This window comes from Parapedobacter sp. SGR-10 (genome assembly GCF_011030405.1).
Taxonomy (GTDB): domain Bacteria; phylum Bacteroidota; class Bacteroidia; order Sphingobacteriales; family Sphingobacteriaceae; genus Sphingobacterium.
In genome coordinates this window covers 1-17,082 of sequence record NZ_JAAJTJ010000035.1, presented here as the reverse complement: position 1 = coordinate 17,082, position 17,082 = coordinate 1, and the positions used below count along the sequence as shown (strand labels likewise).

Annotated in this window: 17 protein-coding genes; 12 read left to right on the top strand and 5 right to left on the bottom strand. The window is 42.5% G+C overall.

Annotation, left to right across the window (positions count from 1 at the left end):
- Window positions 1-12: 12 nt before the first annotated feature.
- A complete protein-coding gene (locus tag G5B00_RS16730; protein WP_163878241.1) occupies window positions 13-879 on the bottom strand; it encodes a hypothetical protein in 867 nt (288 codons plus the stop codon).
- A 193-nt stretch (window positions 880-1,072) separates the two neighbouring features.
- On the opposite strand from G5B00_RS16730, the gene acs reads away from it, so the two are divergent.
- The 8 genes from acs to mnhG all read left to right on the top strand — a co-directional run bounded on the left by acs (window position 1,073) and on the right by mnhG (window position 8,913).
- Window positions 1,073-2,989, top strand: a complete 1,917-nt coding sequence (acs, locus tag G5B00_RS16725; protein ID WP_163878238.1) for an acetate--CoA ligase — start codon at window positions 1,073-1,075, stop codon at window positions 2,987-2,989.
- Between the two features lie 249 nt (window positions 2,990-3,238).
- Complete coding sequence (gene mbhE / locus G5B00_RS16720) at window positions 3,239-5,452, top strand: hydrogen gas-evolving membrane-bound hydrogenase subunit E (RefSeq protein ID WP_240894558.1); 2,214 nt, start codon at window positions 3,239-3,241, stop codon at window positions 5,450-5,452.
- A gap of 5 nt (window positions 5,453-5,457) precedes the next feature.
- Window positions 5,458-5,886 carry a Na+/H+ antiporter subunit B gene (locus G5B00_RS16715; protein ID WP_163878233.1) on the top strand — a complete coding sequence of 143 codons (429 nt, stop codon included), beginning with the start codon at window positions 5,458-5,460 and terminating at the stop codon, window positions 5,884-5,886.
- Window positions 5,886-6,242, top strand: coding sequence for a Na+/H+ antiporter subunit C (locus tag G5B00_RS16710; protein ID WP_163878230.1), 357 nt, complete (start codon window positions 5,886-5,888; stop codon window positions 6,240-6,242). Before G5B00_RS16715 ends, G5B00_RS16710 begins: the two co-directional genes overlap by 1 nt.
- Window positions 6,239-7,747 (top strand): proton-conducting transporter membrane subunit, encoded by a 1,509-nt coding sequence (locus tag G5B00_RS16705; protein ID WP_163878227.1) that lies wholly within the window; start codon window positions 6,239-6,241, stop codon window positions 7,745-7,747. The genes G5B00_RS16710 and G5B00_RS16705 overlap by 4 nt, the downstream gene beginning before the upstream one ends.
- An 8-nt stretch (window positions 7,748-7,755) precedes the next feature.
- Window positions 7,756-8,232 (top strand): Na+/H+ antiporter subunit E, encoded by a 477-nt coding sequence (locus tag G5B00_RS16700; RefSeq protein WP_163878223.1) that lies wholly within the window; start codon window positions 7,756-7,758, stop codon window positions 8,230-8,232.
- On the top strand, window positions 8,229-8,501 hold the full coding sequence (locus G5B00_RS16695; RefSeq protein ID WP_163878220.1) for a monovalent cation/H+ antiporter complex subunit F: 273 nt from the start codon (window positions 8,229-8,231) through the stop codon (window positions 8,499-8,501). Before G5B00_RS16700 ends, G5B00_RS16695 begins: the two co-directional genes overlap by 4 nt.
- Window positions 8,494-8,913 carry a monovalent cation/H(+) antiporter subunit G gene (mnhG, locus tag G5B00_RS16690; protein ID WP_163878217.1) on the top strand — a complete coding sequence of 140 codons (420 nt, stop codon included), beginning with the start codon at window positions 8,494-8,496 and terminating at the stop codon, window positions 8,911-8,913. The genes G5B00_RS16695 and mnhG overlap by 8 nt, the downstream gene beginning before the upstream one ends.
- Window positions 8,914-8,992: 79 nt before the next feature.
- Here the strand turns inward: mnhG and G5B00_RS16685 are convergent, their stop codons facing one another.
- The 3 genes from G5B00_RS16685 to tgt form a co-directional block, all read right to left on the bottom strand.
- Window positions 8,993-9,901, bottom strand: coding sequence for a DMT family transporter (locus G5B00_RS16685; RefSeq protein WP_163878214.1), 909 nt, complete (start codon window positions 9,899-9,901; stop codon window positions 8,993-8,995).
- 8 nt (window positions 9,902-9,909) lie between these two features.
- A complete protein-coding gene (locus G5B00_RS16680) occupies window positions 9,910-10,992 on the bottom strand; it encodes an LptF/LptG family permease (RefSeq protein ID WP_163878211.1) in 1,083 nt (360 codons plus the stop codon).
- Window positions 10,993-11,186: 194 nt separating this feature from the next.
- Entirely contained in the window at window positions 11,187-12,317 is a 1,131-nt protein-coding gene (gene tgt / locus G5B00_RS16675) for a tRNA guanosine(34) transglycosylase Tgt (protein ID WP_163878208.1), read from the bottom strand.
- Between the two features lie 180 nt (window positions 12,318-12,497).
- Here tgt and G5B00_RS16670 point away from each other — a divergent pair, with 180 nt between their 5' ends.
- Together G5B00_RS16670 and rsmG are read left to right on the top strand one after the other, a co-directional pair.
- Window positions 12,498-13,583 (top strand): glycosyltransferase, encoded by a 1,086-nt coding sequence (locus G5B00_RS16670; protein ID WP_240894557.1) that lies wholly within the window; start codon window positions 12,498-12,500, stop codon window positions 13,581-13,583.
- A gap of 46 nt (window positions 13,584-13,629) precedes the next feature.
- A complete protein-coding gene (rsmG, locus tag G5B00_RS16665) occupies window positions 13,630-14,265 on the top strand; it encodes a 16S rRNA (guanine(527)-N(7))-methyltransferase RsmG (protein WP_163878201.1) in 636 nt (211 codons plus the stop codon).
- Between the two features lie 35 nt (window positions 14,266-14,300).
- Here the strand turns inward: rsmG and G5B00_RS16660 are convergent, their stop codons facing one another.
- On the bottom strand, window positions 14,301-15,044 hold the full coding sequence (locus G5B00_RS16660; RefSeq protein WP_163878198.1) for a lytic transglycosylase domain-containing protein: 744 nt from the start codon (window positions 15,042-15,044) through the stop codon (window positions 14,301-14,303).
- Between the two features lie 241 nt (window positions 15,045-15,285).
- Between G5B00_RS16660 and G5B00_RS16655 the strand changes: the two genes are divergently transcribed.
- On the top strand, window positions 15,286-16,515 hold the full coding sequence (locus G5B00_RS16655; RefSeq protein WP_163878195.1) for a pseudouridine synthase: 1,230 nt from the start codon (window positions 15,286-15,288) through the stop codon (window positions 16,513-16,515).
- A gap of 94 nt (window positions 16,516-16,609) precedes the next feature.
- Complete coding sequence (locus G5B00_RS16650) at window positions 16,610-17,077, top strand: nucleoside triphosphate pyrophosphohydrolase family protein (protein ID WP_163878192.1); 468 nt, start codon at window positions 16,610-16,612, stop codon at window positions 17,075-17,077.
- Window positions 17,078-17,082: the final 5 nt, after the last annotated feature.

Genomic DNA, 17,082 nt, shown 5'->3' with positions numbered 1-17,082 from the left:
TTTGGTTTGGGGTCATATATAATAAACAACACATGTCACCGCACACTGCACGATCAGTGCTAAATCCAACAGGTACACACGGTGATATCCCCGGACGTGACGAAAAATCAAAAAATACAGCACAGCCAAAACACTTACATTAGTCAGTATCAATCCCAATTTGACTGCAAAAGAATAAGGTGCCAGCAGTACAAGTATTGTATGCAACACAATCATACCATAGCAAGCCAATTTGGCACGATGCTCCCCTATCATCGTGGGAATAGTCTTGAGGTGATAATACGAATCCTGCTCCATATCGCGTATATCGAAAGGAAGCGTACAGATCAACAAAAAGAGTATCTTCAAAAGACCCAAATAATTGGCTACCCACCAATTGACTGGTATGCCTTCGGCCCATAGTTCGATCACAGGCAACCCTACACTACTCAACGACCAGACCAAAGCAATGTAAAATAATTTTACCCCTGGGATTTGACGTAGGCCCATCCTTTTGCCCTTGACCCTAATCAATGGAAAACTATACGAAACACTGATCACTCCTACAAACAACAAGTAGGCGAGCGTCCGCATATGCACATGCAGCAAGGCATATAGCATCACCCCTATGGCCAGTATAGTGCACATCCAAAACCAATGTATATGACCAAATACCCATCGCGTCCTTGCATAGGGAGAGTTTGCCGGGTTCTGGGGCTTGGATAAATATAGGCTAAAGTTGTACAATAGCAACGTAGAACTTCCTTCGATCAGCAAAATATAGTAGTTGGTACTTACACCCAAAATTATATACGTCAGAAAACACTGCGCAATGGCAGCTCCTGCGATCAACAGATTGCTAAAGATCAAAAAATAGTATAGCTGTTTAACGTATTTCACTGTTCACAAAAAAACGATCACTTTATAAAAAAAACAAAATGCTTCTTGTCACAAAAATTAGTATTTAATGTCAAAAAAAATTAAATTAGCCGTAGCAAATGTAATATTTCGGGTTGAAATAAATAAATGTCCGAAATAAATAAATATTGCAGTTTTTTTAGTATAGACCTATAAAATTTATTAGAAGAAAAAGATGAATTTTCAAATTAATTCCTTTGAGGAGTACCAAGACGCTTATAAAAAAAGCGTAGAAAATCCAGAACAGTTTTGGGGAGAGATAGCTGACCATTTTTTTTGGAAAAGAAAATGGAACAATGTGCTTAACTGGAATTTTACAGAACCCAATATAAAGTGGTTTGAAGGTGGAAAATTAAACATCACCGAAAACTGTCTGGATCGCCACATTTATCAAAACGGTGACACCCCCGCTATCATTTGGGAGCCCAATGATCCTACCGAGGCACACCGTATATTGACTTACAAACAATTATTGGCCAAGGTAGAACAATTTGCCAATGTATTAAAAAACAACAATGTCCGTAAAGGAGACCGTGTCTGTATCTACTTACCGATGGTTCCCGAATTGGTCATTGCTATATTGGCCTGTGCGCGAATAGGAGCTATACACTCTGTGGTCTTCGGTGGTTTCTCGGCACAATCCATTGCCGATCGCATCAACGATGCCGAATGTAAATTGGTCATTACAGCTGATGGTGGCTTCCGTGGACCAAAGGTATTGGAACTTAAATCTATTGTTGATGATGCACTCATGCAGTGTAAATCCGTAGAAAAAGTTATTGTCCTCACACGTAGCCGCACGCCCGTATCTATGATCAAAGGCCGTGATGTGTGGTGGGAAGATGAGATCAAAAAAGTAGAAACACAGGATAATCCACCTTGTCCGGCCGAAGAAATGGACTCTGAAGATCCGCTCTTCGTCCTGTACACTTCCGGCTCGACAGGCAAACCCAAAGGTGTGGTACATACTACTGCGGGCTATATGGTGTACACAGGATACACCTTTTCCAATGTATTCCAATATCAACCAGGGGAAGTCTATTTCTGTACCGCAGATATCGGATGGATCACAGGACATAGCTACATTGTCTATGGGCCTTTGTCACAAGGTGCTACCTCACTCATGTTTGAAGGTGTGCCGACCTATCCAGATGCAGGTCGTTTTTGGGATATCGTAGAAAAATACAAGGTCAATATCCTCTATACAGCACCTACGGCCATTCGTTCATTGATGGCCTTTGGAGACAGTTTTATCGAAGGCAAAGATCTAAGCAGCCTCAAAAAACTGGGTTCTGTCGGCGAACCGATCAACAAAGAAGCTTGGGAATGGTACCATGAAAAAATTGGAAGAGGCAAGGCCCCCATTACAGACACATGGTGGCAAACCGAAAATGGAGGAATACTGATTGCTCCGCTACCCGGCATCACACCGACTATACCAAGCTATGCGATGTTGCCACTACCAGGCGTACAACCTTGTCTCATGGACGAAAATGGCAACGAACTCGAAGGCAACGATGTCAGCGGCAATCTCTGCATCAAATTCCCATGGCCAGGCATGCTGCGCACAACATGGGGAGACCACGAACGTTGTCGGCAGACCTATTTCACCGCTTACAAAAACATGTATTTCACAGGTGATGGCTGCTATAGGAGCCCTGAAGGTTATTACAGGATCACAGGACGTGTGGATGATGTATTGAATGTCTCTGGACACCGTATCGGTACAGCAGAATTGGAAAATGCAATCAACATGCACTCCGATGTGGTCGAATCGGCAATAGTGGGTTATCCACATCCTGTCAAAGGACAAGGTATCTATGCTTATGTCATTGCCAATCATCATATCGATGCCGAAGGAACACGCAAGGATATATTGCAGACCGTCACACGACTTATCGGAGCCATTGCCAAGCCCGACATCATCCAGTTTGTGACAGATCTTCCAAAAACCAGATCGGGCAAGATCATGCGTCGTATCCTACGTAAAATCGCGGAGGGCGAACTATCTAGCCTTGGTGATACAACGACGCTGCAAGACCCTACAGTTGTCGAAAAAATCATTGAAGGTGCAGAAAAGTTAAGAAAGTAAAGCTAAATAAATATTTCATGAACTCTCCAGAGGTTTTCGAACCTTGGAGAGTTCATTTTTTTTGACTATTCTTCCAAATTAATATCAAAAAAATACAGTTTTTTATTACTTTTATAGCTTTCCATATCCATAATAAAAGAATAAATGCTATTAACTGTATTATCAGGATTAATTTTTTCTTGCCTCATTGTCCCTTTCGGGAAAATACTCAAAACAAAATGGAGTATAATATTACCTATCGTTCCATTTTTGCTATTTGCATTTTTTGCAGCACAAATTCCCCTGGTCAGTTCAGGAAACAGCCTATACCAACATATTGATTGGGTATCTTCTTTAGGGATAAATTTTGATTTCAAACTAGATGGCCTATCACTGTTGTTTTCCTTATTGATCACTGGAATAGGAACAGCTATTTTTGTATATGCCCTTTCCTACCTAAAGGGACATCGCTATTTTGATCGTTTTTTCGGTTACCTTCTCCTATTCATGTCAGCCATGTTGGGTGTCGTGCTCTCCGACAATATTTTGTTGTTATTTATCTTTTGGGAATTGACGAGTATCAGTTCTTTTTTTCTTATTGGTTTCAACAATGATAATGCCGACTCTCGCAAAAGTGCAATAACGGCATTAACCATTACTGGGTTAGGTGGTTTTTTTCTGTTGGCTGCTTTGATTCTCTTAGGGAACATTTCAGGAACTTTTATCATTTCAGAGCTCGTGCAGTCCAAGGAGGTCATTCTGAACCACCCACTTTATCCCCTACTGATCCTGTTCATATTCATAGGAGCATTTACGAAATCTGCACAGTTCCCATTTCACTTCTGGCTGCCTGGCGCGATGAAAGCACCGACTCCAGTATCGGCCTACCTGCATTCGGCAACAATGGTCAAAGCCGGAATTTACCTATTAGCCCGATTTACTCCTATCTTGGGAGACAGTGAACTGTGGCACTATAGCCTAATGATCGTCGGTGGCATCACTATGTTATACGCTTCCATACACTCGCTTTTCCGTATCGATCTAAAATCTATTCTAGCCTATTCGACCATAGCAGCATTGGGCATCCTGACATTTCTGATAGGTGTAGGGACACAGGAGGCGATGGTTGCCGTTGCTGTCTTTATCCTTGCCCACGCCCTGTACAAAGCTGTTTTATTCCTCGTGACCGGCATCATAGATCATGAAACAGGCACCCGTGATATCACCGTATTACGTGGGTTGGGGAGGGTACTTCTGCCTGTCACCATAGCCAGTATCATAGCAGCTGCTTCCAGTGCAGGATTGCCTTTTGTGACTTTTGGATTTATCGGAAAAGACCTTATCTACGAAGCTACGCTCCACTACCCGAATATGGAGTGGATCTGGATATTGACCGGAATAGCTATCGTGACCAATGTCGGCATCGTCGCCGCCGGCTTGATGGCCGGAGTCAAACCATTTTTGGGAAAACTGCCGCAACAGTTTGAAAAAATACACCTACCACCATTTTCTATGTGGCTCCCCCCTCTCCTCTTGTCTGCATTGAGTATAGTATTTGGACTATTGCCGTGGTGGGCTGGAAATTATTTAACAGGCTCCGCCGCAAATGCTATACATGGGAGCAGCTTTCCGCAAGAGAATCTGGCTATCTGGCATGGGCCAAATTTAGTATTTTTGTTAAGTATAGTCACTTTAGTATTGGGTGTCATTGTCTATCTTGTCAATAAGCCGAGCCTATCAAAACTGCAAGCTGTCGAAAAACTCAACAATATATCTCCCCAAAGCATCATTACGGGTTGTGCAAATTCCTTCCTAAGATTATCCGATTGGATCACCGGTCTCTCCCACAATGGTTACCTTCGCTCATATCATCTCAAGATCATCTTGTTTGCCGAAGGGCTTTTGGCGTACAAACTATGGAAGAGTGGGCCTATTGTCTTAGATTTCGACCAATTGACCAGGCCTGACCTGTACGAAATTGCCGTCGTCCTCGTTCTTTTGGGGGCATTATTTATAGTGGTATCCACAGCTTCACGGTTGACAGCAGTCGTGTCCATGAGTGTGATCGGTTATTGCACCTGTTTGATCTTCGTTTTTTACAGTGCTCCGGATCTGGCAATGACACAATTTACGATTGACACGCTGAGTACAGTTTTGTTTGTCTTGGTGCTCTACCGCCTACCGAGCTTCATCAATTTTGCCAGTAAAAAAATACTGTACCGGGATGCAGCCGTCTCCATTGGATTTGGGCTTATCCTATCCTTGGTGGCCCTACGGGTATGGTCAGAGCCTATTGCCAAGGATATCTCGGATTTCTATGGGGAGAATGCTTACATCCTGGCAAAAGGTAAAAATGTGGTCAATGTCATTTTGGTCGACTTTAGAGGCATAGACACCATGTTTGAAACCGTGGTGCTGAGCATTGCGGCCTTGGGTGTATATAGTTTAATAAGATTACGATTGAAACCTACAGAAAAAGAATAGAAAATATGCGAAGTCCAATATTACAATCCGCAACAAAATATCTGTTGCCCATATTATTACTGTTCTCCTTCTTTTTACTGCTGCGAGGACATTATTATCCCGGAGGAGGCTTTGTCGGAGGATTGGTGGCTTCGATTGCTTTCGTCCTGCACAGTTTTTCCAATGGTACAGAGGCCACGATGCGTCTACTGAAACGCAAACCTTTATCCCTCATTCCGGTAGGCTTGGGTATATCGGTCATGAGTGTGACCTTACCGCTTCTATTCGGCCTCCCCCCTATGACCGGTTTATGGTTCGAACAACCCATACCTGTTATCGGTATGATCGGTTCATCCCTGTTTTTTGATTTAGGTGTGTACTTGGTTGTCATCGGTGTAGTACTGACCATTTTATTCACCATATCTCTGGACAATAATTTAGACGAGAAAAAATAATGGAACTAATTTTAATCATATTATTAGGACTTTTATATGCTGCGGGAGTGTACCTTATTCTCCGCAGGAGCATGGTCAAATTGTTGCTAGGTATCATGCTATTGGGCAGTGGGACGAATATCCTGATCTTTTTGCTAGGTGGCATCGTCAAGGGAAAACCTCCCGTGATCGACGAGGATGCTAAACTTTTTCAAGACATATTTGCCGACCCTATCCCCCAATCGCTTATTCTGACAGCGATTGTCATAAGTTTTGCCTTGACGGCCTTTGCAATAGTGCTGCTAAAAAGAGTATATGCACTGGTAAACTCTGATGATTTAGATGATTTAAACACTCCTGAGGAAGAAGATATATGATAGACAACCATATTTTAGCACCGGTTTTTATTCACCTCTTTTCGGCCGTAATCCAATTAATAGCCTGGAGGAAAACCATTACTCAACGCATCGTGAGTATAGCCGGCAGCTCGCTGGGGGTACTTCTTGCGATACGCTTGCTTTCCAGAGTGCATACAGATGGCATATTGACACTAAATGCTGCCAACTGGGAAGCTCCTTTTGGCATCGTGTTCGTCGCGGATCTGCTGAGTGCTACATTGGTCTTACTCACTTCGATTGCGGGGCTTGCTGTTTCTTTTTTCTCCTCTACGGGCCTCAATAGGCAACGCATGTTGTATGGGTATTTTCCGATCTTCCATTTTCTATTGATGGGATTGAACGGTGCTTTTCTGACCGGGGATATCTTCAATCTGTACGTTTGGTTCGAGGTCATTATCATCTCCTCATTTGTACTGATGACCCTCGGAGGGCGCAAAACCCAGTTAGAAGGTGCGGTCAAATACATGGCGATGAATATCCTCGCCTCGACTTTCTTCCTGACAGGAATAGGCATTTTGTACGGTATCACGGGCTCACTGAATATGGCAGATCTGAGCCTCAAAATACAGCAGGTCCAAAATCAATCTCTCGTCGGCATCACAGCTTGCTTTTTTATTCTGGGCTTCGGGATCAAATCGGCAGTCTTTCCACTCTATTATTGGCTACCCTCTTCCTACCATACCCCACCTTCAGCTGTAGCGGCCACTTTCGGAGGCCTTTTGACCAAAGTAGGTATCTATGCGATGATACGTGTTTTCAGCTTGATATTTATTCCGGATGAATTCACCCGAAACCTACTGATGACCATTGCTGTACTGACTATTGTCATAGGTTCTTTCGGAGCGGTCATCAAGACCAATATCCGACGATTATTTTCCTATCTGATCGTTTGCCATATCGGTTTCATGGTGGGTGGTATTGCGATGTTTACCAAAGTAGCTTTGATGGGAACGGTATTCTACTTGTTTCATGATATCATGGTCAAGACCAATATGTTTCTGATCGCAGGCCTTATACGGCAATTGCGAGGTACCATGGACATGACAAAGCTGGGCGGGCTGTATGCCCACTACCCGAAGATATCTTTGTTATTTGCTTTGGTATTATTTTCGTTGGTAGGCATTCCGCCATTGTCCGGTTTTTGGCCAAAGATATATTTATTTAAAGCGGCTTTTACGTTACAACAATTTGCTTTTGTAGGTGCTTTGATTTTAGGTAGTCTCGTGACATTGTACGTGATTGCAAAACTATGGGCAGAAGTTTTTTGGAAAGATAGTCCTTCAGATGTTATAGTCGAGGACAAGTTCGAACCTCTCCCTTTATTTAGAAAAATATTATTGGTATTGCCAATCTGCATCTTATGTTCGGTCACCTTATTTATTGGACTGAATGCAGAAACGATTGTCCAGTTAGTAGATAAAATTTCGGATCAACTACTCGACAGTACAATGTACATTGAAGCGGTACTTGGAAAACAAAACTAAGGAAAGTTATGATTAGACTATTTTTGATGAATCTGCTGCTATCCTTTATATGGGTAGCCCTTACCGGATCCATGTATTACACCAATTTTGTTTTTGGGTTTATGCTTGGGTTTGGTATCCTCTGGATCATGAATAGCCACGACAGTGATCAACGTTATTTCTTCAGGGTGCCTAAGGTATTGAGTTTCATACTCTACTTTTTTGTACAGCTGATCAAGGCAAATTTACAGGTAGCCTATGATGTGATGACACCAAAATACTTCATGAAACCGGGAGTCGTTCGGTATCCCATGAATGCAAATACTGAACTGGAGATCAACCTGCTGGCAACCATGATCTCCCTGACACCGGGCACATTGATCCTGGATATCAGCGAAGACAAGAAAACCATGTATATCCACGTGATGTATCTAAATGACCCCAAAGTATTCGTGCGGGAAATGAAAACAGGACTGGAAAGAAGACTATTAGAAATATTGAGATGAGTTTAGCTACGTATTTTGACTATTTTATACTTCCTATATTGGCCGTTTCGGTCATTTTGGTATTTATACGCCTGATAAAAGGCCCACGCGTAGTCGACAGGGTCATTGCACTCGACCTGATCATCACCATAGGTATTGGTATCATTACCGTATTCACGATACGTTCCGACCAAAAAGTACTATTGGACGTAGCGATTATACTTGCGCTTATCGCATTTTTGGGAACTGTAGCTTTCTCGGCTTACATAGAAAAACAAGAAAATGATTGATATTTTAATTGCTATATTCAGCACTATAGGTGCACTTGCCATCTTCTTTGCCTCCTTGGGGATATTGAGAATGCCAGATTTTTATCTACGCCTTTCTGTAACGGTCAAGGCTGCTACCCTTGGTGTAGGTTTGCTTTTGCTGTGTGCGGCCATTCTGTTTCCAGATATTTCGGTCACGACCAAAGCCATTGCCATTACCTTTTTCCTGATCATCACCTCCCCGATCGCCGCCCATATGATTGGGCGAGCAGCTTATTTCACGGGTACACCCCTTTGGAAAGGAACCATAATCGACGAACTGGCTGGAATGTACAACAAGGAAACACACGAACTGGAAAGCAACCCGCAGAATAAGGAGGAAATTACAGCGGAAAACGATCAGATCGCCGACACGGAGGAGGAAACAAAGTAAAGGCAGATCTATCTTCTATGTGTGCTTTTTCCGAATACTTGAGAGAGCAAGCTATGCACAACGACGATTATAGGGTCTGTCAGAGCTTTTCAGACAACTTCTTTATTTTTCTGATTTCAAATCTATTCCTCAGATAAGGATATAAAAACACGGCTGCAAGCACAATCACCGCCCCTATATAAAACCCTGCACTCATCGTTTCCTTGTGTCCAAAAACCAATACTGCAATGATAATACCGTACACAGGCTCCATATTCGTGGCCAATGCTACGGCAAAAGCCGATAGTTCCTTCATCACCGCGACCCCTAATACATACGCCAAAGCTGTACATACACTCCCCAACAACAGAAGGTATATCCAGTTCTTGGTCGACAAGATCAATTCATCCGAAAACTTCCCCGTAACTAACATGATCAAAGAAACACCGATAAATGCCCCAATCATCTCATAAAAAGTAATAATCGTTGGGCTATGCTTTTTGACCATTTGCGCATTGAGAATAGCAAATATACAAGCACAAAACGCAGCAAGAAGCCCAAACACGATCCCCCAAAGGTACTGGAACTCGAACTTGAAAATCAAGTAAATACCCAAAATAATAACAAGACCTACCGCAATATCTGCTACGGAAAGTCTACGCTTATTGACAATAGGTTCCAATACCGCCGTAAACAAGGTGATCGAAGACAGCGTAACCAACGTGACCGATACTGTAGAAACCTTGATAGCGTGAAAGAACAATATCCAGTGCAATCCCACAATACAACCCACACCCAAAAATTTAAAGAGATCTCTTCTTGATACCCGCATGGATTTTCCGGTCAACCGGAAGTACACAAAAAGAGAAATTGCAGCTATAGACACCCGATACCAAACCAAAGGCAAGGCTGAAATACTGATCAACTCTCCCAACACACCGGTAAATCCCCAAATGAGCACCGTAAAATGCAAGACCAACAGTTGACGTTGGTGATCCGAGAAAATCATAGATTATATTATTTAGGTGCTTTGTACAACAAGATTAAGCTTACCAGCAAAAACGTCACATTCGGTATCAGCACAGCCAAAAGAGGATGCAATCCACCCTTTAAGGCAAACATAGTCGAAAACTGATTGAAGACCAAATAGGTAAAACTCAATCCGATACCGATACCTAGACTCAACCCAATCCCTCCCCGTACTTTTTTGGACGAAAGCGAAACCCCCATAAGCGTTAATATAAAGGCCGAAAAGGGATTGATCCAACGCTTGTATTTTTCCAACTGCAACTCGCTCATCATACCCGTTCCACGGATTTCTTCTTTCTTTATGCGTTCATCCAGCTCTTTTGTAGTCAGCGCCGTAAAGATATTTTCATAGGCTTCAAAATCCTGAGGCCGCATATCCAAGGTCGTGTCTTTACGCTCTTCCTTTTGCATTTCCTCCTTTAGACCATTGATGATCCTGTTCGTATAATTCTCTATACGCCACTTACCCGACACCGAGTCCCAGGCCACCCTATCAGCTATGAGCTTCTCCTTCAATTCCAGCCCATCGAATATCTCCAGCACAAAATTATATCCCACAGCCCGCTGCGTGTCAAAATTGTCTATATACACATAGGTATTGCTGTCGATCTGCATGTGGGTCGAAGACGTCGACGAACTAACTTTATGCGGATGCACATACACATTCTCAAAGTTTACCTTTTCCTTGTTGGTGAAAGGAATGATATAGAGATTGGACACCAAGGTAAAGGCAAAGATGATAAATGCCGAGATCATATAGGGCCGAAGGAAGCGATTGAAGCTCATTCCGCCACTTAAGATCGGGACGATCTCGGTCTGATCAGCCATCTTGGACGTAAAAAAGATGACCGCAATAAAATTGATCAGCGGCGTCAGCATGTTGAGGAAAAAAGGCACACTTCCCACAGCATAATAATGGAGGATGACCTGTGTCATCGTCGCTTTATTCTTTAGAAAATCATCCAGTTTTTCCGAAATATCAAAGATAACAATGATAACAACGAATATCCCGACCGTAAACAGAAACGTCGTCAGATACTTCTTGATGATATAGCGATCAATGATGTTCATTCTTCAAAGCCAAAAGTAAGAAAGTTACGGAAGTTATGAAAGGGATAAAAGTTATGAGAGTGTTAATTTCAGTAATCAGTAGGTGCAAAACATCTTTTGTCCTTAAGTCATCAGTAGTCAGAAACCTTAAACCAAATCATCTCATTTTCAAACCACCTCATTCCCAATACACACTACGCATATCGCTATACGCATTACAGTCTCTGCCCCAACACTTTCACCATCTTTTCTTTCCATTCGTAAAAAGTACCGTCGATGATTTTTTCCCGGGCCTGTTTGACCAACCAAAGATAGAAATGTAGATTGTGCAAAGAAGCGATCTGTGCCCCCAATATCTCCTGCGAACGAATCAGATGCCGCAGATAGGCTTTGGTATGCACACGGTCCACCATCAGATCGCTCTCGGCCTCTATCGGTGAGAAATCATCTTTCCACTTCTCATTCTTGATATTGATAATCCCCTGCCGGGTAAACAACATTCCGTTTCGCGCATTACGTGTCGGCATGACGCAGTCGAACATATCAATCCCCAAAGCAATGTTTTCCAAAATATTGACCGGTGTACCCACCCCCATAAGGTAGCGAGGCCTATCTGCGGGCAAAATGTCCGTCACCACCTCGGTCATCGCATACATTTCCTCAGCAGGCTCCCCTACAGAAAGTCCGCCTATCGCATTGCCATCTCGTCCAAAAGAAGCAATGGTCTCTGCCGACCGGGCACGCAAATCTTTATATACAGATCCCTGTACAATCGGAAAAAGTGTCTGTTCGTAGCCATACAAAGGTTCGGTCTCATCGAAGCGATCACAGCATCTCTTCAACCAACGATGCGTCATATCCAACGACTTTCGCGCATACTGATAATCGCAGGGATAAGGTGTACACTCATCAAAAGCCATGATAATATCTGCTCCGATAATACGCTGTGTATCCATAACGTTCTCGGGTGTAAAAAGATGTTTCGAACCGTCGACATGCGAGCGGAAAGTCACCCCCTCTTCCCGTATCTTGCGCACCCCGGTCAAAGAATACACCTGATAACCTCCCGAATCGGTCAGTATAGGTTTGTCCCAACCGTTGAACTTATGCAATCCCCCGGCCCTGTTCAGCACTTCCAATCCCGGCCGTAAATATAAATGATAAGTATTCCCTAAAATAATCTGTGCCTGTATATCCTGTACCAATTCATGCTGATGCACTGCCTTGACGGTACCTGCTGTACCTACCGGCATGAAGATCGGCGTTTCTATAGGCCCATGTGCCGTATCCATCACACCCGCACGGGCTTTGGATAAGGGGTCTTGGGCTTGAAGCGTAAATTTCATATTTCTCCTGAATCAGCCGCAAAAATACAAGAAAAAACTGAGGCTTCGCCATTTGACACACTTAATTAGCAATTCTTAACTATTTCATCATAAATATGAAAAGAACACCTTATCTTTGAGTTTTATATGGATTATCTTTCGAACATTCAATTCGACACACCTTATATTTTGTATAGCCTCTTGGGAATATTACTATGCGTCCAACTGTACTATATTTTGTTTGTATATGGCAGACTGGCACGGTACAAGGTGCAGTCCTATCAAGATTCCACCAATTTTCCTCCTGTTTCCGTCATTATCTGTGCGCATAACGAACAGGATAATCTCAAAGAATTCCTTCCCGCTATATTGGAACAAGACTATCCCGAATACGAAGTCATTGTCGTAGACGACTGTTCAACCGACGATACCAAATGGATACTCCAGGATTTTGCAAGGGAGTACAAGCACCTGCGAATCGTCGACATCAAGGAGCATGTCCAATTGAAGCACAATAAGAAGTTTGCTTTGACATTAGGGATCAAAGCTGCCCAACATGAAAGATCGATACTGACCGATGCCGATTGTCAACCACAGAGCAAACATTGGCTTAAGGAAATGAGCGGTGCTTTCATAGAAGGCAAGGAAATCGTGCTTGGATATTCGCCCTACTTCAAAACCAATACTTTCTTAAGCAAGCTAATTCGCTTCGAAACATCCCATACGGCGATGAGTTATCTTTCCTACGCACTCAAAGGCAATGCCTACATGGGGGTAGGTCGAAACCTCGCCTATACCAAGTCCTTGTTTTTCCGGGGCAAAGGTTTCAATGCCCACATGCACATCAAGTCTGGCGATGACGATCTCTTCATCAATCACAATGCGACACCAACCAACGTCAACATCGCGATACATCCCGATGCACATATGTACTCCACGGCCAAAAATACCTGGAAAGCCTATTACAAACAAAAAGCCAGACATTCCGGAGCATCGTTACTCTATAAGAGGAAGCACAAACGCATGTTGGCAACACAGCTCATCACAGCTATATTGTTTTATACCATGCTGGCTGTCGTCTTGGTGTTATATCCTGTTTGTTGGCAATATGTGGTAGGCGCTTACTTACTACGCCTAATGAGTCAATTGATCGTGTTTGGTAAGATTTATAGAAAATTGGCTGTGAAGGATTTACTGATCTGGTTACCTGTTTTGGATATCCTATATTATTTTTATATCTGTACAAATGGACTGTTCAATAGGCATAAAAAACAAATATCCTGGTAGTAGAGACACAATGAATTATGTCTCTATCGAATAATAAATAAAACCCATGAATCCAACCGTAGACATCATATACCAATATTTTCCCAAATTGACCGAAAGGCAAAAGGAACAATTTGCCCAATTGAGCGAGCTCTATCCATTCTGGAACGATCAGATCAATGTCGTATCTCGCAAAGACATCGAAAGCCTATACCTCAAGCATGTACTACACTCATTGGGTATTGCCAAGTTTGTGACCGAGCTGACACCCGGTACCCGCATACTGGATGTAGGCACCGGAGGCGGTTTTCCCGGTATCCCCTTAGCTATTCTGTTTCCGCAGGTCCAGTTTCATTTGGTCGATTCGATCGGAAAGAAAATCAAAGTCGTACGCGAGGTAGCCCAGGCATTGGGACTGGAAAATGTAGAAGCAGATCACATTCGGGCAGAACAATTGGACTACACGTACGATTTTGTCGTTTCACGTGCTGTCACACAATTGGCCGAGTTCATGCCTTGGGTAAGAAACAAATTTGAAAAAAAGGACAAAAACGGTATTCCGAACGGAATCCTATACCTCAAAGGCGGAGACCTGCGACAAGAGATCAAAGAAGCCAGAGTCAAAGCCGAGCTCCATCCCTTATCCGGGTATTTCCAAGAAGATTTTTTTGACACTAAATACGTGATGTATATTCCGATGTAATGTAGGGACACAAGCATTGCGTCCCTACATTACATCTAAATACTATACCCGTATTTTTCCGGTTTTTCGATGATTTCCTTCATGGAGACCAGTTTATAGACATAAGACGCAGTCTCTGCGTTCAGACTAAGCTTAAAGTAGTTATTTTCTTTCTGTCTACGCATAGAGGATTGTAAACTACCCTCCCCCACATTATAGGCTGCCGCCACCAATGTCCAGTCTCCAAACTTGTTGTACAAACTTTTCAGATATTTTGCCGCGGCATGTGTAGATTTGATCAGATTTCTGCGTTCGTCCACTGATCCATTCACTTTCAAACCATACAGACGAGCCGTAGCCGGCATGAACTGCCAATAACCGCCAGCTCCCTTATGCGACAAAATCCTAGGATCCAATCCACTCTCTACCAAAGGGATATACTTAAAATCTTCGGGAATATCATAGGATTTTAAAATTTCTGTAATTTGCGGCAGATGTTTTTCCGCCTGTCTGTGCAACCTATACGATTGGTGCCTTTTGAAAGATAATCTGGAAAGATACTTATCCAATCGCCTTTTTACACGTTGATCTTCTAGCGGAAAATCCTCCTCTGCAAAAGAGATCAAATTATCTTCGAATGCCTTTGAGTTTCTCTTTTCCTCTGCCTTTCTCTCCGCATACTCAATGAGGCTTTTTTTGTAAGGATCCTCGATAGGATCCCCGTGTGGTGTAGAGTACAATCTTGACAAAAGTAACAGCGACAAGATCGTACCTGTACATAAAATTTTCTTTTTTATCATTCACTCCCTTAATGCTATTCTATCCACGCAAAAGCGATCAAGAAACAGCTTGGTCCATTTATGAATTGCCAAAGGTAAACAGTATTTGTTTAAAAAACAAACAGTTACAAATTCACACTCTTTATACCTACTCCCAAAATCATAGGCTATGGCCACAAAAACAAAGAAAACAGGTGTTGAAAAAAAATTCATTTTTAACAAAGATTTTCGTAAATTTGCACCTCATTTTGATATAAAAATTATGCCATTCAGAAATCAAAGGAACAGTCGTGATGACAACTCCAAAAGACAACGAAGCAACTCCGAAAGCTTCAAATCCAAGGGTGGTCAAGGAAGAAACAGTTCACATGCTAAAGGAAGATCGTTCGAAAAACCATCGTTCGATAGAGAAGACAGAAAACCTTTCAACAAAGACGAGAGAAAGTCTTTCGATAGGGATGACAAAAGATCTTTTAGTAAGGACGATAGAAAGCCATTTGGCAAGTATGAAAGGAAACCTTTCAGCAAAGACGATAGAAGACCTTTTAACAGCAGTGATGAAAGAAAGCCGTTCGGCAAGTCTTCCAAATTTGGAGGATCGTACACGGACAGAAATGAAGACAAGCCGTATAGAAAGAATTTTAATACCGGCAGGGACAAACCTTACGCAAAGAAATTCCAAAAAACAGAAGACAACGAAAATACATTCAAATATTCAAGAGGAAGAAAATTCTCACCCGCTCAAAAGCCCGCAGCAGCAGAAGCCAAAGATGATGGTTTGATCCGTCTGAACAGGTATATTTCCAATGCAGGCATTTGCTCCAGAAGAAAAGCCGACGAACTCATCGCTGCCGGTGTCGTTACGGTCAATGGAGAGGTCGTCACAGAATTGGGAACAAAAGTCGATCCGGCAAAAGACGAAATACGCTACAATAACGAACGGTTGAAACGCGAAAAAATGGTGTATATCCTTTTGAACAAACCTAAGGATTACATCACCACAACCGATGACCCACAAGAAAGACATACGGTCATGCACCTCGTAGCCAAAGCCACTAAAGAAAGAATATACCCCGTTGGGCGTCTGGATAGAAACACAACCGGTCTCTTGCTATTGACCAATGACGGTAATCTTGCGGAAAAACTATCCCATCCACGCAATAACGTCACGAAGCTGTATCATGTAGAATTGGACAAAAATCTAAACCAGGGAGATTTCAACAAAATTGAGTTTGGTTTGCAATTGGAAGACGGTTTCATCAAACCCGATGACCTGAGCTATATCCAAGGGGCCAGCAAAAGAGAAGTAGGTATACAGATCCATAGTGGCAAGAATCGTATCGTACGACGTATATTCGAATCGTTGGGCTATGAAATAGTCAAGCTAGACCGTGTGGTTTATGCTAACTTGACCAAGAAGAACCTCCCTCGCGGAAGATGGAGATACCTCGATGAGAGAGAATTGATACAGCTTAAACATTTTGTAAAGTAGTTGTCAGTCAACAGTCGTCAGTAGATAATAAAAACTGAACACTGACAACTGAACACTGACAACTGAACACTGATCAACTGACAACTAAATAAAAATGACAGATCCAAAATCATTAACATCCGTAGCTGAATTTCACAAGACATTCCAGCATCCTATATTGGATACACCACAGATTCCATCAGAAGCCCGCTGCAAACTACGTGTGTCCTTGATAGCAGAAGAATTGGAGGAACTGGAAGAAGCCATAAAAGCCAAAGATATTGTTGAGATCGCAGATGCATTGTGTGATATACAGTATGTATTGTCTGGTGCCATATTGGAATTTGGCTTGAAGGACAAATTCAACGACCTTTTTGAAGAAGTGCAACGCTCCAATATGAGTAAAGCCTGCAAAAATGAACAAGAAGCTATCGCTACCCAAGAGCATTATCGTGCCAAAGGTGTAGAATCATACTACAAGCAAGTTGACGGCAAATTTTTGGTCTTTCGTGAAGGGGACAACAAAACATTAAAGTCTGTCAATTATTCGCCAGCAGATCTAAAGTCCATTCTGGAAAAATAAAAAAT

Coding starts and splice junctions, on each gene's coding strand:
- acs (WP_163878238.1), top strand. CDS start 1,073: ATGAATTTTCAAATTAATTCCTTTGAGGAGTACCAAGACGCTTATAAA.
- G5B00_RS16715 (WP_163878233.1), top strand. CDS start 5,458: ATGCGAAGTCCAATATTACAATCCGCAACAAAATATCTGTTGCCCATA.
- G5B00_RS16710 (WP_163878230.1), top strand. CDS start 5,886: ATGGAACTAATTTTAATCATATTATTAGGACTTTTATATGCTGCGGGA.
- G5B00_RS16705 (WP_163878227.1), top strand. CDS start 6,239: ATGATAGACAACCATATTTTAGCACCGGTTTTTATTCACCTCTTTTCG.
- G5B00_RS16700 (WP_163878223.1), top strand. CDS start 7,756: ATGATTAGACTATTTTTGATGAATCTGCTGCTATCCTTTATATGGGTA.
- G5B00_RS16695 (WP_163878220.1), top strand. CDS start 8,229: ATGAGTTTAGCTACGTATTTTGACTATTTTATACTTCCTATATTGGCC.
- mnhG (WP_163878217.1), top strand. CDS start 8,494: ATGATTGATATTTTAATTGCTATATTCAGCACTATAGGTGCACTTGCC.
- G5B00_RS16685 (WP_163878214.1), bottom strand. CDS start 9,901: ATGATTTTCTCGGATCACCAACGTCAACTGTTGGTCTTGCATTTTACG.
- G5B00_RS16680 (WP_163878211.1), bottom strand. CDS start 10,992: ATGAACATCATTGATCGCTATATCATCAAGAAGTATCTGACGACGTTT.
- tgt (WP_163878208.1), bottom strand. CDS start 12,317: ATGAAATTTACGCTTCAAGCCCAAGACCCCTTATCCAAAGCCCGTGCG.
- rsmG (WP_163878201.1), top strand. CDS start 13,630: ATGAATCCAACCGTAGACATCATATACCAATATTTTCCCAAATTGACC.
- G5B00_RS16660 (WP_163878198.1), bottom strand. CDS start 15,044: ATGATAAAAAAGAAAATTTTATGTACAGGTACGATCTTGTCGCTGTTA.
- G5B00_RS16655 (WP_163878195.1), top strand. CDS start 15,286: ATGCCATTCAGAAATCAAAGGAACAGTCGTGATGACAACTCCAAAAGA.
- G5B00_RS16650 (WP_163878192.1), top strand. CDS start 16,610: ATGACAGATCCAAAATCATTAACATCCGTAGCTGAATTTCACAAGACA.